Origin of the sequence: Actinoplanes sp. NPDC049802 (assembly GCF_040656595.1) — a bacterium.
GTDB lineage: Bacteria > Actinomycetota > Actinomycetes > Mycobacteriales > Micromonosporaceae > Actinoplanes.
In genome coordinates, this window is record NZ_JBFAMR010000131.1 from 1 (window position 1) to 12,617 (window position 12,617).

12 protein-coding genes are annotated in these 12,617 nt (G+C 69.5%); 8 read left to right on the plus strand and 4 right to left on the minus strand.

What is annotated here, in order from left to right; translation table 11 throughout:
* Positions 1-102: 102 nt before the first annotated feature.
* The 3 genes from AB0I88_RS39860 to AB0I88_RS39870 form a co-directional block, all read right to left on the minus strand.
* Entirely contained in the window at positions 103-513 is a 411-nt protein-coding gene (locus AB0I88_RS39860) for a hypothetical protein (RefSeq protein ID WP_361037251.1), read from the minus strand.
* Positions 514-1,255: 742 nt separating this feature from the next.
* The gene (locus AB0I88_RS39865) at positions 1,256-1,951 is read right to left on the minus strand and encodes a hypothetical protein (RefSeq protein ID WP_361037253.1); all 696 of its coding nucleotides are present in this window, start codon (positions 1,949-1,951) and stop codon (positions 1,256-1,258) included.
* Positions 1,951-2,442: a SigE family RNA polymerase sigma factor gene (locus AB0I88_RS39870; protein WP_361037255.1), complete on the minus strand. Its 492-nt coding sequence runs from the start codon at positions 2,440-2,442 to the stop codon at positions 1,951-1,953. The genes AB0I88_RS39865 and AB0I88_RS39870 overlap by 1 nt, the downstream gene beginning before the upstream one ends.
* A 475-nt stretch (positions 2,443-2,917) precedes the next feature.
* On the opposite strand from AB0I88_RS39870, the gene AB0I88_RS39875 reads away from it, so the two are divergent.
* The 5 genes from AB0I88_RS39875 to mraY all read left to right on the plus strand — a co-directional run bounded on the left by AB0I88_RS39875 (position 2,918) and on the right by mraY (position 7,899).
* Complete coding sequence (locus AB0I88_RS39875) at positions 2,918-3,871, plus strand: ABC transporter ATP-binding protein (protein ID WP_361037257.1); 954 nt, start codon at positions 2,918-2,920, stop codon at positions 3,869-3,871.
* On the plus strand, positions 3,871-4,680 hold the full coding sequence (locus AB0I88_RS39880; RefSeq protein WP_361037259.1) for a hypothetical protein: 810 nt from the start codon (positions 3,871-3,873) through the stop codon (positions 4,678-4,680). The genes AB0I88_RS39875 and AB0I88_RS39880 overlap by 1 nt, the downstream gene beginning before the upstream one ends.
* Positions 4,681-4,757: 77 nt before the next feature.
* A complete protein-coding gene (locus AB0I88_RS39885; protein ID WP_361037261.1) occupies positions 4,758-5,324 on the plus strand; it encodes a TetR/AcrR family transcriptional regulator in 567 nt (188 codons plus the stop codon).
* Between the two features lie 300 nt (positions 5,325-5,624).
* Positions 5,625-6,500, plus strand: coding sequence for an acetyltransferase (locus tag AB0I88_RS39890; protein ID WP_361037263.1), 876 nt, complete (start codon positions 5,625-5,627; stop codon positions 6,498-6,500).
* Between the two features lie 295 nt (positions 6,501-6,795).
* Positions 6,796-7,899 (plus strand): phospho-N-acetylmuramoyl-pentapeptide-transferase, encoded by a 1,104-nt coding sequence (mraY, locus tag AB0I88_RS39895; RefSeq protein ID WP_361037265.1) that lies wholly within the window; start codon positions 6,796-6,798, stop codon positions 7,897-7,899.
* Between the two features lie 90 nt (positions 7,900-7,989).
* On the opposite strand, the gene AB0I88_RS39900 is transcribed toward mraY, so the two are convergent.
* The gene (locus AB0I88_RS39900) at positions 7,990-9,207 is read right to left on the minus strand and encodes a cellulose binding domain-containing protein (RefSeq protein WP_361037267.1); all 1,218 of its coding nucleotides are present in this window, start codon (positions 9,205-9,207) and stop codon (positions 7,990-7,992) included.
* Positions 9,208-9,512: 305 nt separating this feature from the next.
* Here AB0I88_RS39900 and AB0I88_RS39905 point away from each other — a divergent pair, with 305 nt between their 5' ends.
* The 3 genes from AB0I88_RS39905 to AB0I88_RS39915 all read left to right on the plus strand — a co-directional run.
* On the plus strand, positions 9,513-11,312 hold the full coding sequence (locus AB0I88_RS39905; RefSeq protein WP_361037269.1) for a family 43 glycosylhydrolase: 1,800 nt from the start codon (positions 9,513-9,515) through the stop codon (positions 11,310-11,312).
* Complete coding sequence (locus AB0I88_RS39910; protein WP_361037271.1) at positions 11,309-11,662, plus strand: non-reducing end alpha-L-arabinofuranosidase family hydrolase; 354 nt, start codon at positions 11,309-11,311, stop codon at positions 11,660-11,662. The genes AB0I88_RS39905 and AB0I88_RS39910 overlap by 4 nt, the downstream gene beginning before the upstream one ends.
* A gap of 389 nt (positions 11,663-12,051) precedes the next feature.
* On the plus strand, positions 12,052-12,617 hold a 566-nt coding region (locus AB0I88_RS39915), incomplete at its 3' end, for an endo-1,4-beta-xylanase (protein WP_361037273.1).

Below are 12,617 nucleotides of genomic sequence, written 5' to 3' on the forward strand. Positions count from 1 at the left end.
CTCTCGCAACAAGCACGTCAGGCCACACCCACCGGTCGGCAAGACCGAACACCAGAACGCGACAACCAGCCACAACAACCAACAAAAGGTTTAATAACAAGCTCAGTTCCGGGAATGGGTCGGCTTCAACATCAGTCCAGCCCTCTCGTGCTGGCGTAACTGGGCGACCGGCCCGACCCATCCCCGGATGACGGCGCGGATCTGACTACGCCGCGGCTGGGCAGGATGAACATCGCGGCCCTGCGCCCAGTTGTCCAGTAGATCCAGCGTGGTCTCCAACGCCGTGGTCAGGATTGTGTGAGCGCGCTCCTGGTCGTCCCAGGTGTACCAGAGCGCCCAGCCCTCATCCTGGGCATCGACACCAAGGCGAGCACAGCCCACCCAATAGCCGTCTTGCTCGCTCTCCGTTCCACCCGGCTCGAACAATGCAGCGCCGCCGAGGTGGAGCACCGGCCGGCTCGGTTCGGCGCAGCCGTCGTCCTCGAAGTAACGGTGCCGAAGGATGCGAGCCAAGTCGTTGACCGAGCGCTGCAGCGGGGTGGCGTCCGCCGGGGGTCGTCGCCGTACGTCTGCCAGCCCTCCTCCTGCGCTGCGGCTACCACATCGAGGGCGAGCAGTTCGATCTGCCGCAGAAAGTCATGCACGTCGAGTTCTGGCTCCAACGCCAGCACAGTGTGGCTTCCACTCAAGATCTTGTCGCGCGATTTGGCGCTGGCTGGCGCCCTTCCCATACGCCAGCCAGCGCCCTGCCTCAACTTGATTGGCAAGGAACCACAGGGTGCCTCAGCTCTTCTGGCAGTGCCGCACATCAACTGGCAGGCGACAACATTCGAGGGCAGACAGAGGCCGAGGTGTGGCATCGCGTACGGGAAGCCACCGACGCGCCCATAACGTGCATTATGGTGTAGCGGCGAATTGTCCGTTTCGAGCCGCTCCACGGATTATCGAATTACTGGTTATTGTAATATGTTAATTGGCTCGCCCTGACAGACAGGGGACCGCCGCGGTTCGGGTCGGGTGACGCGCTTCTTGCCGACATCCGAATGGCGGCATGACCGACCACGATCAGAGCGCTACCGGGCTCGGTGTGGAGCAGCCCCACGTCGACGAGCCAGCACGTCGCTTTGTAGCGATCCGTCGGGCAGGGCGAGCCCGAAGCGGACCGGGGTGGGTGGATGGCGGTGGGCGAGTCTCGGTTCGCCCACCGCGATGCAGCATGGCGGGCCGATGCTGCTGGTCCGGCCGGCTTTGTGAGTCACCTCGTCGCGGTCGACCATTCGGCCGCCGTCGCGTGACTGTGGTAGCGGGTGAAACCGCACCCCCAGGCGATCGGGTCGGCGAGCGGCGCGCCGCCCCAGCGGGGTGTTCCGGACACGAGCAGCCGGGTGCCGATCTGATAGGCCGGGACGAGCTCGGAGGCGGCGTCGTACGTCCCGGTACCCGCGGTGGGCGGTGTCATGTCGACCGTCACGGTGTCCGTGGCGCCGCCCTTGAACCAGGTGTGCACCTGGAAGGTCACCGCCCGCAGGTCCAGCGGCGGATCCGTGCCGCGCTCGGTTCGTGCCGGTCCGATACCGGTCACGGTGCCGTCGAAGGCGAAGGACTGTTCGGCCAGCGTTGTTGGCGAGTACGGCTTGACGCACTGCTGCGCGCCGGGACCGAGCGGGTCACCCGGCTCGACCCCGGCCGGCAGGGCGGCTTCCGGCGCCGAGGCGACCGGTCCGGCCGACGAGGTGCCCGGCGGTTGTGCCTGCGGTGTCGTGGCCGGCCGGGAGGCGCTGTACGTGCCCACCGCGATGATCACCGCGGTGGTGGCCACGGCCGTCGTCAGGATCCGCCGCCTGCGGTGGACCCGGCGGATCGCCGCGGCGGCCACGGCCTGCTCGTCGGGGGCGTCGGCGGCCTCGGCGGCGAACAGTTCACGCAGCTCGTGCTCGGTCGACTGGTTCATCAGGTCTCTCTCTGTGCGTCGATGGCCGCGGGTCCCCGCAGACTCGCCAGGGCACGGGAGGCGGTGGCCCGCACCGAACTCTCGCTGACCCCCATGGCGGCGGCGATCGCCGCGTCGTCCAGGTCGGCGTAGTAGCGCAGGACGAGCACGGTGCGGGCGCGCGGGGCGAGCCTGCTCAGCAGCATCCGCGTCTGGTCGCGGGCGGCGACGGTGTCGGCCGGGTCGGGCACCGTGGCGCCGGTCTCGTGACGCAGATCGGTCGGCCGTTCTGTGGTCCAGCGCCGGCGCCGCCAGCTCAGATGCGCGTTGACCAGCATGCGGCGTACGTATGCCTCGGGGTCCGCTGCCGCACGCACCCGTCTCCAGTGCCGGTAGACGTCGGCCAGCACCGTCTGGGCAAGGTCCTCCGCCACCTGCCGGTCGCCGCTCAGGACGACCGCCAAGCGCACCAGCGACCGGCCGTACCCGGCCACGAACTCCTCGAACGACACGCCTGCTCCCGTCACTGCTGCTCACTAGGCAGACGCATCGACCACCACCGGGCGCTGCAACCTTGCGCGTGCCGGTCCGCACCGAACCCGTCGGCAATCGAACTCGATCGTTTTTGCCCCGCTCCCGCGCGATACCACAGCGATCGACATCGCTCCGTGCCGCCAATCGGGGAAACGTGCAGGTCAACAACCGATCAAGGTGGCGGTTCGCCACCGCGACGGCCATCGTGCTGACGACGGTCACCCTACCGAGGGGCCGCCCACACGTTTCCGAAGCGATCATCGGACGCGCAGTACGCCGCCCTTCCCGAGGAAGAGGGCCTTGAGCGCCGCAACGGGCCGCTGGTCGCGCACAGCCGCCGCAGGGCCGCGGAACCGCTCGAGGAACGCGTCGACGGCGCCCACCAGCAGAATCTCCGCAGTTGGTGATCGCCTTCTGCTAATGTGAGTGAGCGCTCACCCGAATGGAGAAGGCATGGAGACGGTTACCGCGGCGGGCCTGACCCGCCGCTTCGGCAAGCTGACGGCGGTGAAGCCGCTGACCCTGGGTCTACCGGCCGGGAAGGTGATCGGCCTGGTCGGCCCGAACGGCTCGGGCAAGTCGACGTTGATCCGGATGCTGCTGGGGCTGATGAAGCCCAGCGCGGGACAGGCCACGGTGCTGGATGAACCCATCAGCTCTCCCGGTCGGTATCTCGGCCGGGTCGGGGCGCTGGTGGAGAACCCGGCCTTCGTCCCGGGCCTGTCGGCGCGGGCGAATCTGACATCACTGGCCCGGTTGCGCGGGTTACCGAATGCGCGCGTTGACGCGGTGCTGGATACCGTGGGCTTGACGGGCCGTGATCGTGAGCCGGTCAAACGCTACTCGCTCGGGATGAAACAGCGTCTGGGCATCGCGGCGGCGCTGCTGCCCGATCCGGCGTTGCTGATCCTTGACGAGCCGACCAACGGCCTGGATCCCTCCGGCATCGTTGAGATTCGATCGCTGCTGGCGCAGCTCGGCACCGCCGGCCGTACGGTGCTGGTCTCCTCGCATCTGCTCAGCGAGATCGAAGCGATCTGTGAGCATCTCGTGGTGATCAGGTTCGGGGAACTGCTGTACAGCGGTCCGATCACCGGTCTGCTGAACGCCGCCGGTCAGCACGTCGACCTGCGCGCGGAGCACGACGCGGACACCGACCGCCTGGTGCAGGCATTGCAGGCGCACGGCTGGCAAGTGACCGGCAGTGCGGCCGACGGGGTGCGGGTGTCCGCCGGCGCCCAGGATGCCGCGCCGATCAACCGGGCCGCCCACACCGCCGGCATCACTCTGCGCGAGCTCAGCGTGGTCCAGGACTCCCTTGAGGACGTGTTTCTGGCCATGACCGGCGGCACCGAGCAGCAGCTCATGGCGGCGCGTGCCACCGCGGCCGGACGAGGAGCTCGATGATGGTGACCGACATCGCCAACGCCGTACGCAGCGAACTGGTCCGGACCCGCCGTAAAGGCCTCATGCTCGGCTGGCTGGGATTGACCGCCCTCGCCGCCGTCTTGATCAACGTCGTGATGTTCCAGGTGGTCGAATCCGGTGGCGCTGCGCCCTCCGGGGGCCCCGGGGTGAGCTTTCCCACCGCCGCGGAGCTGGCCCGGCCCGACGGTCTGGTCGCCGGGCTGGGTGCCGCCGCCGGCATGTTCGGGGTCGTCACACTCTCGTTCTGGGCGCTGGTCACCGCCACCGATTACCAGACCGGGCTGATCCGGCTGCTCGTCTCCGCGCAGCCGCGCCGATGGCTGCTGCTCACCGGCAAGATTCTCGCCCTGGTGCTGTGGACGGCCGCGGTCACGACCGTGGCGGTCGTCACCGATCTGCTCGTCGCCCCGGCGGTGGCCGGTGGTTCCGGCATCGACGTCTCCGCCTGGCGCGACAACGTGCCCTCGACCCTGGCCGAAGGCTGGCTCAACCTGTTCTGCGCTCTGGTGGTGTGGGGAGTCTTCGGGCTTGCTCTGGCCGTCGTGACCCGCTCGGCCGCGATCGCCATCTCCGTCGGCGTGGGATACGTCCTGGTCGTGGAGTCCGTCATCCGGGCCGCGGCGGAAACCATCGGCGACCGGCTGCCGGGAAGCACCCTGTCCGCCCTGGCCCAGGGCGGCAACACGGCGCTGAGCTACGCAAGCGCCCTCGCCCTGGGCGCCGCCTACACTCTCGTGAGCATCGGCATCGCTGAGGTCGTCCTGCACCGGCGCGACATCACCGACTGACAGCCGGCGTTCGGCAACGCCCCGCAGACAGGAGGAACCTCCAGGTGGCCGCCCGTGGCGACGCAACACGCGACAAGTTGATCAACGCGACTATCCGGCTCGTCCGGGAGGTCGGCTACGCCCAGACCACCACCCGTGCCATCGCCCAAGCCGCCGGGGTCGCCGAGGGCACGCTGTACCGGCACTACCCCGACAAGGCCGGGCTGTTCGTCGCCGCGATCACCCGGCAAAGCGCTCCCATCACGGTGTGGGCCCGCGAACTGCCTGCCCGGGCCGGCTCGGCAACCGTCGCCGACAACCTGATCGACTGTCTGACCCGGCTGGCCGACCTCCGGGCCGACATCGTGCCGTTCGAGCTGGCCATGCTCACCGACCCGGAACTGGCTCGCCCGGCTGCAACGGCGCGCACGTCCGAACCGGGCCCACCCGAGTTCCTCGCCCAGTATCTGCACGCCGAGCAGCGGATCGGCCGGATCCGGGCCGATGTCGACCCGGTGAAGACCGCCGTGGTGCTCCTCGCCGTGCTCTTCGGTCTCGCCGTGCCGCCCCGGCGAACCACCGAGGCACTCGGCGGCAGCTGGCCGGACATCGCCGACGCCGTGCATCTCATCCTCGACGGCGTCGGCGTACCGGTCGGAGACTGATGACGGCCCCGGGCGTGGCCGGCGCGGAACACCACCCGTACACCGGTGCCGTTCCCTCACCGGTGTGCGCGAGGAAACGGCACCGCCAGACCGGGTGACCCGGAACGCGCGGCACGATCACCGCGGCCGGACGCTGGGGTAGGGGCGCTGCGGATTGCAACCGTGGTTGCTCGTCGCGTAGGTTTCTCGCACGCCGACGAGCCGGAAGGAGGTCAGAACACCATGTCCGATGTTCTGCGCCCCTGCCGCGTTCCGGCGTCCTCGCGGGTCTGACCGGGGCGCTCGCTGCCGGAGGATCACATGACCGATCTGGTCATCCGCCCGCTTGTCGCGGGCGAGGAGAAGCTGTTCACCTCGATGCCCGACCCGCTGCCCGAGGTGCCGAGGACCGACTACCTTCGCGGCATCGCCGGCGGCGGCTACCGGCCGGAGCGAACCTGGGTCGCCCTAAGGCACAGCCGAGTGGTCAGCCGCGCCGCCTGGGTCCTGCCGCCGGGCGCGGTCGGCCGACCCTGGCTGGAGTGGTTCGACCTGGATGCCGAGCCGGAGGTGGGCGCCGCTCTTCTGCGGGCCGCGCACACCGCGCTCGGCGGTCCGACGCTCTATCACGCTGCGGTGCCGGTGACCTGGCGGCGCAACCCGGCGGCCGTACAACCCATGAAGGCCGCTCGGCTCGCCGGGCTCGTCCAGCATGCCGAGCGGTTGCGATTCATCCGGACCGGTACGCACGCGGCGGCGCCGACAGGCCGGTACTCCTTCCGGCCGGCTGCCGACCGTACGGAGATCATGGGTCTTGTCGCCCGGATCGCCGCGCCGCAGATCCTGACCGGGACGGAGACGGCCCGGGCGGTCGCCGGCATCGACCTGGCTTGCGACCCGTTGGCGTGGCTCGCGGGCCCGCCGCAGACCTGGCGGATCGCCTCGCGCGAGGGGGAGCCGATCGGCCTCGCCGCGGCAGCGGGCGACGTCTGCTACCCGATGATCGCCTATCTCGGCCTGATCGATCCGGCGGCGCTGGACGCGTTGCTGGCCGATGCGATCGCGGCGCTGCCGGCTGCCGCCGCGCGCGAGGTGGTGGCCGACGTGGACGTGTGCCGCACGGGTGTGGTCGCCGCCCTGGAACGTGCCGGCTTTCACCCGATGCGTGCCAGGGTCACCTTCATTCCGGCCGGGTGACCCGAACGCCGGGCGCCGTTGTCCGGGCCGATCCGGATCGGTACGGCCCGGAGCGGCACACGCATCTCGACGTATGGCGAGGCGCCGCACACGCAGCGCATCGGCAGGCCCGAGCCGGGCACGGCACTGTGGGTCGGTGCTGCTCTGCTTGCCGTCGGATGGCAAGCTCCTGTCCCGTGATCGATGATCTTTTGAAGGACCGGCCGGCTCGGGGTGACATGTGCCGGGCTGTCCGGTGCGCAGCGAGCGGCAGGGCCCGCGCGGTGCGAGAGCCCGATCTCGTGGGGGCTCGCCGGTGAGGGCGGTCATCGTGGCGGCCGCCGTTGCGTTCGTCGTCTCGCTGTTCGGCACACCGGTGGCGATCCGGGCTTTCACCGCGCTCAAGGCCGGACAGCCGATCCGTTCCCTCGGGCTCGCCTCGAACCAGGGCAAGACGGGCACCCCCGCGATGGGTGGGGTCGTGTTCATCGTGGCGACGCTGTGCGCCTACGTCGCCGGGCATCTGGCGCTGACCACGCTGCCGGAGCGGCAGATCGCGCAGGAGCAGCCGACCATGACCGCGCTGGTCCTGCTCGGTCTCTTCGTCTTCTGCGGCGCGGTCGGCTTCGTCGACGACTTCCTCAAGGTCCGCAAGCGCAACTCCGACGGTCTGTCCGCCAAGGGCAAGCTGCTCGGCCAGGCGGTCATCGGCACCGGGTTCGGCGTCGCCGCGCTTTACTGGGCCAGTGCCAACGGCGATACCGTGGCCAGCGAGAACATCTCGTTCATCCGGGACATCAGCTGGCTGAACGTCGGCAAGGTCGGCTCGGTGATGGTGTTCGTCTTCGTGATCACGGCGATGTCGAACGGCGTGAACCTCACCGACGGCCTCGATGGCCTGGCCACCGGCGCCTCGATCCTGGTGCTCGGCGCGTACGCGCTGATCGGGTACTGGCAGTACCGGCACTGGTGCGCCGACGAGACGTACGCCCGCGCGAGCGACTACTGCTACCAGGTCCGGGATCCTCTCGAGATCGCCATGATCGCGGCGGCGGCGGCCGCGGCCTGTGTGGGCTTCCTGTGGTGGAACACGTCCCCGGCACGGATCTTCATGGGCGACGTCGGTGCGCTCGGGCTCGGTGCCCTGATCGGCGGGCTGGCGGTGGCGACCCGTACCACGCTGCTCTCGATTCTGATCGGGGGGCTCTTCTTCATCATCACCGTGACCTGGGTGATCCAGATCGTCTCGTTCCGGACCACCGGCAGGCGGGTCTTCCGGATGGTGCCGCTTCACCACCACTTCGAACTGGTCGGGTGGAGCGAGGTCAACATCGTGGTCCGGTTCTGGACGGTGGCCGGTGTGTGCGTGGCGGCCGGCCTGGGCCTGTTCTACTCGGACTTCCTGGCGGCCGTCGGCTGAGCGCCACGCCACCGGACGAAGCGGGACCGTCGCTGCCCGGCGCGTCGATGCTCGCGCCGGGCAGCGGCCCGCGATCGGCGTGCGCGCCCGTCAGCCGCTGACGCAGGCGGAACCGTTGAGCGCGTACCCGGTCGGGGGTGTGCTGTCGCCGGTGTGGGTGGCCTGGAAGCCGAAGCTGACGGAGGCGCCGGGCGCCAGGACCGCGTTGTAGCCGACGTTGCTGGCGCTGACCCGCCCGGAGGTGGGTGTGTAGGTGGCGCTCCAGCCGCCGGTGATGTTCTGGCCCGCCGGGAGGCCGAAGGTGACGGTCCAGCCGTTGATGCTGGAAGCGCCGGTGTTGGTGACGGTGATGTTGGCGGTGAGCCCGTTGTTCCAGGCGTTGACGGTGGCGGTGGCCCGGCATGCCGTGTCGCCCGGGGAGGAGGGGGAGGGGCTCGGCGGCGAACTCGACGGTGTGGTGCTGCCGAACTGGCTGAAGAACTGCCACACCTCGGCGGAGACCCAGGAGGTCGCGGCGTTGCGGTCGACCGGCAGGGGCACGTGGTCGCCGTCGAACGCGGCCCACTGGACCGGATACCCGGACCGGCATCCGGAGTAGGCGGTGGTGATGTGTGTTCCGCTGCCCTGTGCCGGCTCCGGCGGGTTCTGCGCGGTGCAGCCGTTCGCGCGGACGAAGGAGTCGCGCAGGGCGCGGCCCGACGAGATGTTCAGGACGCTGTCGCGGATGCCGTGGATGCCGAAGTAGGCGACCGGCTGGGAGACCGAGGAACATCCGCTGAGGTTGGCGCCGGCGATCGGCGCGACCGCCCGGAACACGGCCGGGCGGGCGCAGGCCAGGGCGTAGCTCATCGCGCCGCCGTAGCTGAAGCCCAGCGCGAACCGCTGCGACGTGTCGACGCACAGGTCGTTCTCGACCGCCCGCAGGATGTCGTCGACCAGGGTGACGTCACGGCCGCCGGTGTTGGCCCAGCCGGCGTCCAGGCCCTGGGGTGCCACGAAGACGGCGCTGTTGCCGGATCGTTGCTGCAGACCGTAGAAGCCGTTGGCGACCACGTCGTTGGCGCTGCCGTTGAGCCAGTGCAGCCCGACGACGAGGCGGTAGGGCCGGCTGCTGGTGTAGTTGCCGGGCAGCCGCAGGATGTACGTCCGGGCCCGGCCGCCGCTCTGGATCGTGTAGGTGCCGTCGCGCAGCGTCGGTGCCTTTCCGCATCCCGCGGTGGGGGCGGCCAGGGCGGTGTGCTGCCCGGTGAGGACGGCCGTGCCCGCGGCGATCAACAATGCCGCCGCAGCGACGGCCGTGCCGAGCACGCCGCGGCTCCTTGCTCTTCCCTGCGCCATGGCAGCCTCCGGAGATCGAACCCAGGTATCCAGCTCGGTCGATGCTGGGTGGTCCGGATGTTACGGAGACATGTCGTAAATTTCAACGCGACCGCTGGCGGCGTACCGGCATAACAGCTTTCCGGAAGAAGTTCGCACGGCGAATCTCGCCATTTGACGCGAACGACCGATCGGCAGAAGAACTCTTGAATGTCGGGAAACATCCTGGCAACCTTCCGACTCAAGCTGTTAACGCTCTCAAAGCCGTCGATCGAACGCGGACGGAGTCGTACCCGATGCTGAGAAGGATCCTGTGGGTGGTCGCTTTGGTGGCGGCCTGCGTCGCCGTCCCGTCCACCGCGCGCGCCGACAACCCGATCGTGCAGACCGCCTACACCGCCGACCCGGCGCCGCTGGTGCACAACGGCCGCGTCTACCTCTACACCGGCCACGACGAGGACGGCTCCACCTACTTCACGATGAAGGAGTGGCGGCTGTACTCGTCGGCTGACATGGTCAACTGGACCGACCACGGCTCACCGATGAGCCTGTCGACCTTCAGCTGGGCGAGCGCCGACGCCTGGGCCGGGCACGTGGTCCACCGCAACGGCAAGTTCTACTGGTACGTCCCGGTCAAGAACCGCGCGACCGGCCGGATGGCGATCGGTGTCGGCGTGGCCACCAACCCGGCCGGGCCGTTCACCGACGCCCTCGGGCGGCCGCTGGTCGAGAACGGCGAGATCGACCCGCACGTGCTCGTCGACGACGACGGCCAGGCCTACCTCTACTGGGGCAACCCCAACCTCTGGTACGTGCGGCTGAACACCGACATGATCAGCTACTCCGGCGGGGTGAACCAGATCCCGCTGACCACCGCCGGCTTCGGCGCCCGTACCGGCAACGCGGCACGCCCGACGCTGTACGAGGAGGGGCCGTGGGTCTACAAGCGCAACGGCCTCTACTACAACGTCTTCGCCGCCCGCTGCTGCTCGGAGTTCATCGGCTACTCCACGGCACCCGGGCCGACCGGGCCCTGGACCTACCGCGGCACCGTGATGCCCACCCAGGGCAGCAGCTTCACCAACCATGCCGGAGTCATCGACTTCAACGGCGGCTCGTACTTCTTCTACCACAACGGTGCGCTGCCCGGCGGCGGCGGATACACCCGCTCGGTCGCGGTGGAGCGGTTCAGCTACCAGGCCGACGGCACCATCCCGGCGATCACCATGACCACGGGCGGGGCACCGCAGATCGGGACGCTCAACCCGTACGTCCGGCAGGAGGCCGAGACCATCGCCTGGAGCTCCGGCGTCGAGACGGAACCGGCCGGCGAAGGCGGCATGAACGTCGGCTTCCTCGACAACGGCGACTACATCAAGGTCAAGGGTGTGGCCTTCGGCGCCGGAGCGACCTCGTTCTCCGCGCGGGTCGCGTCCGCGGCTGGCGGCGGACGCATCGAACTACGGCTCGGCGGCCCCACCGGCACCCTGGCCGGAACCTGTACGGTGCCGGGCACCGGAGGCTGGCAGACCTGGACGAGCGTCACCTGCCCGGTCAGCGGCGCCACCGGCACCCAGGACCTGTATCTGCGGTTCACCGGCGGAACCGGATCGCTGTTCAACGTCGACTGGTGGCAGTTCGCCGGCGCGACCGGCGCGAACCTGCTCACCAACGGCACCGCGGAGAACGGCACCACCGGATGGCGTGTTTTCGGCAGCGGCACCCTGTCGTCGGACACCGGCGTCGTGCACGGCGGCACCCGCTCGCTGGCGATCGACGGCCGGACCGCCGCGTGGAACGGCGCCGGCCAGGACCTCGGCACGCGACTGGTGAACGGCCGCACCTACACCACCAGCGTCTGGGCGCGTAGCCGCGGCGGCAACGTCTCGGCCAAGGCCACCCTGGCGCTGACCGCGAACGGCACGACCAGCTACGTCTCGCTCACCCCGGCCACCGGCATCAGCGCCACCGGATGGACCCTGCTGACCGGTACGGCGACGGTGTCGTGGACCGGCACGCTGTCCGGCGCCACCTGGTACGTCGAGACGACCTCCGGCACCGACGGCTACCACCTCGACGACGCGGTGATCCAGTGAACCCCGTGCAGGTCTACAAGGTGCAGGGCCAGAACCAGTACCTGATGATCGTCGAGGCGATCGGCGCGCAGGGACACCGCTACCTCCGCTCGTTCACCGCCACCAGCCTGGGCGGCTCGTGGACGCCGCAGGCGACCAGCGAGAGCAATCCGTTCGCCGGCCGGGCCAACAGCGGCGCCACCTGGACCAACGACATCAGCCACGGCGACCTGGTGCGCAGCAACCCGGACCAGACCATGACCGTCGACCCCTGCAACCTGCCGTTGCTCCACCAGGGCAAGAACCCGAGTGCCGGTGGCGCCTACGACCAGCTGCCGTGGCGCCCCGGCCTGCTCACCCTGCAGCGCTAGGCGACCGGAGAACAGACCAAAATCGGTGGGGTGCCGGCCCGGCGGGCTCGCAGAAAATGCGATCCCGCCGGGCCGGCGTGCATTTTTCAGAATGCGATTCGATGGCCGGCAAAGGACGCCGCAGAAGCCGATCCATGCGTACGGGGAAGAACGCGCGCCGGGGCCGGCACAGGGCTGCAACCGTTGCCGATACTTACGAGGAGTTTCCGGAAGACATTGTTTCGGGTCGGTTACCGTGCCAACATGGAATTGCATTGACGTCCGCCGCTGTGAGCGCGACTCGTGCATTCACCGCAATCCCCGAACCCCCACGCCGGACATCGCCCCCCGTGAACGCGACACCCGGCGGCCCCAGAAGGGAAGCTCTCGTGGAGATACGATCCCGAAAGTTGTGGCTTCGCACGCTGATCACCGGCACCGTCACCGCCGTCGCAGCGGTCGGCGCCCTGACGGTGATGCCGGACGCCAACGCCGCGGCCAGCACCCTCGGCGCCGCGGCCGCACAGTCCGGCCGCTACTTCGGCACCGCCATCGCCGCCGGGCGGCTGAGCAACTCCACCTACACCACGATCGCCGCCCGCGAGTTCGACATGGTGACCGCCGAGAACGAGATGAAGCCGGACGCCACCCAGCCCAACCGGGGGCAGTTCACCTTCAACGCCGGCGACCAGATCTACAACTGGGCGACCCAGCGCGGCATGAAGGTCCGCGGCCACACCCTCGCCTGGCACGCCCAGCAGCCGGGCTGGATGCAGAGCCTGCGCGGCAGCGAGCTGCGCCAGGCGATGATCAGCCACATCAACGGCGTGATGGCCCACTACCGGGGCAGACTGCACTCCTGGGATGTCGTCAACGAAGCCTTCAACGAGGACGGCAGCCGCCGCCAGTCGAACCTGCAGGGCACCGGCAACGACTGGATCGAGGTGGCGTTCCGCACCGCGCGGGCCGCCGATCC

Excerpts from the sequence above, each read along its gene's own strand:
- AB0I88_RS39905 (WP_361037269.1), top strand. The coding sequence starts at position 9,513 with ATGCTGAGAAGGATCCTGTGGGTGGTCGCTTTGGTGGCGGCCTGCGTC.
- AB0I88_RS39875 (WP_361037257.1), top strand. The coding sequence starts at position 2,918 with ATGGAGACGGTTACCGCGGCGGGCCTGACCCGCCGCTTCGGCAAGCTG.
- AB0I88_RS39890 (WP_361037263.1), top strand. The coding sequence starts at position 5,625 with ATGACCGATCTGGTCATCCGCCCGCTTGTCGCGGGCGAGGAGAAGCTG.
- AB0I88_RS39865 (WP_361037253.1), bottom strand. The coding sequence starts at position 1,951 with ATGAACCAGTCGACCGAGCACGAGCTGCGTGAACTGTTCGCCGCCGAG.
- AB0I88_RS39880 (WP_361037259.1), top strand. The coding sequence starts at position 3,871 with ATGGTGACCGACATCGCCAACGCCGTACGCAGCGAACTGGTCCGGACC.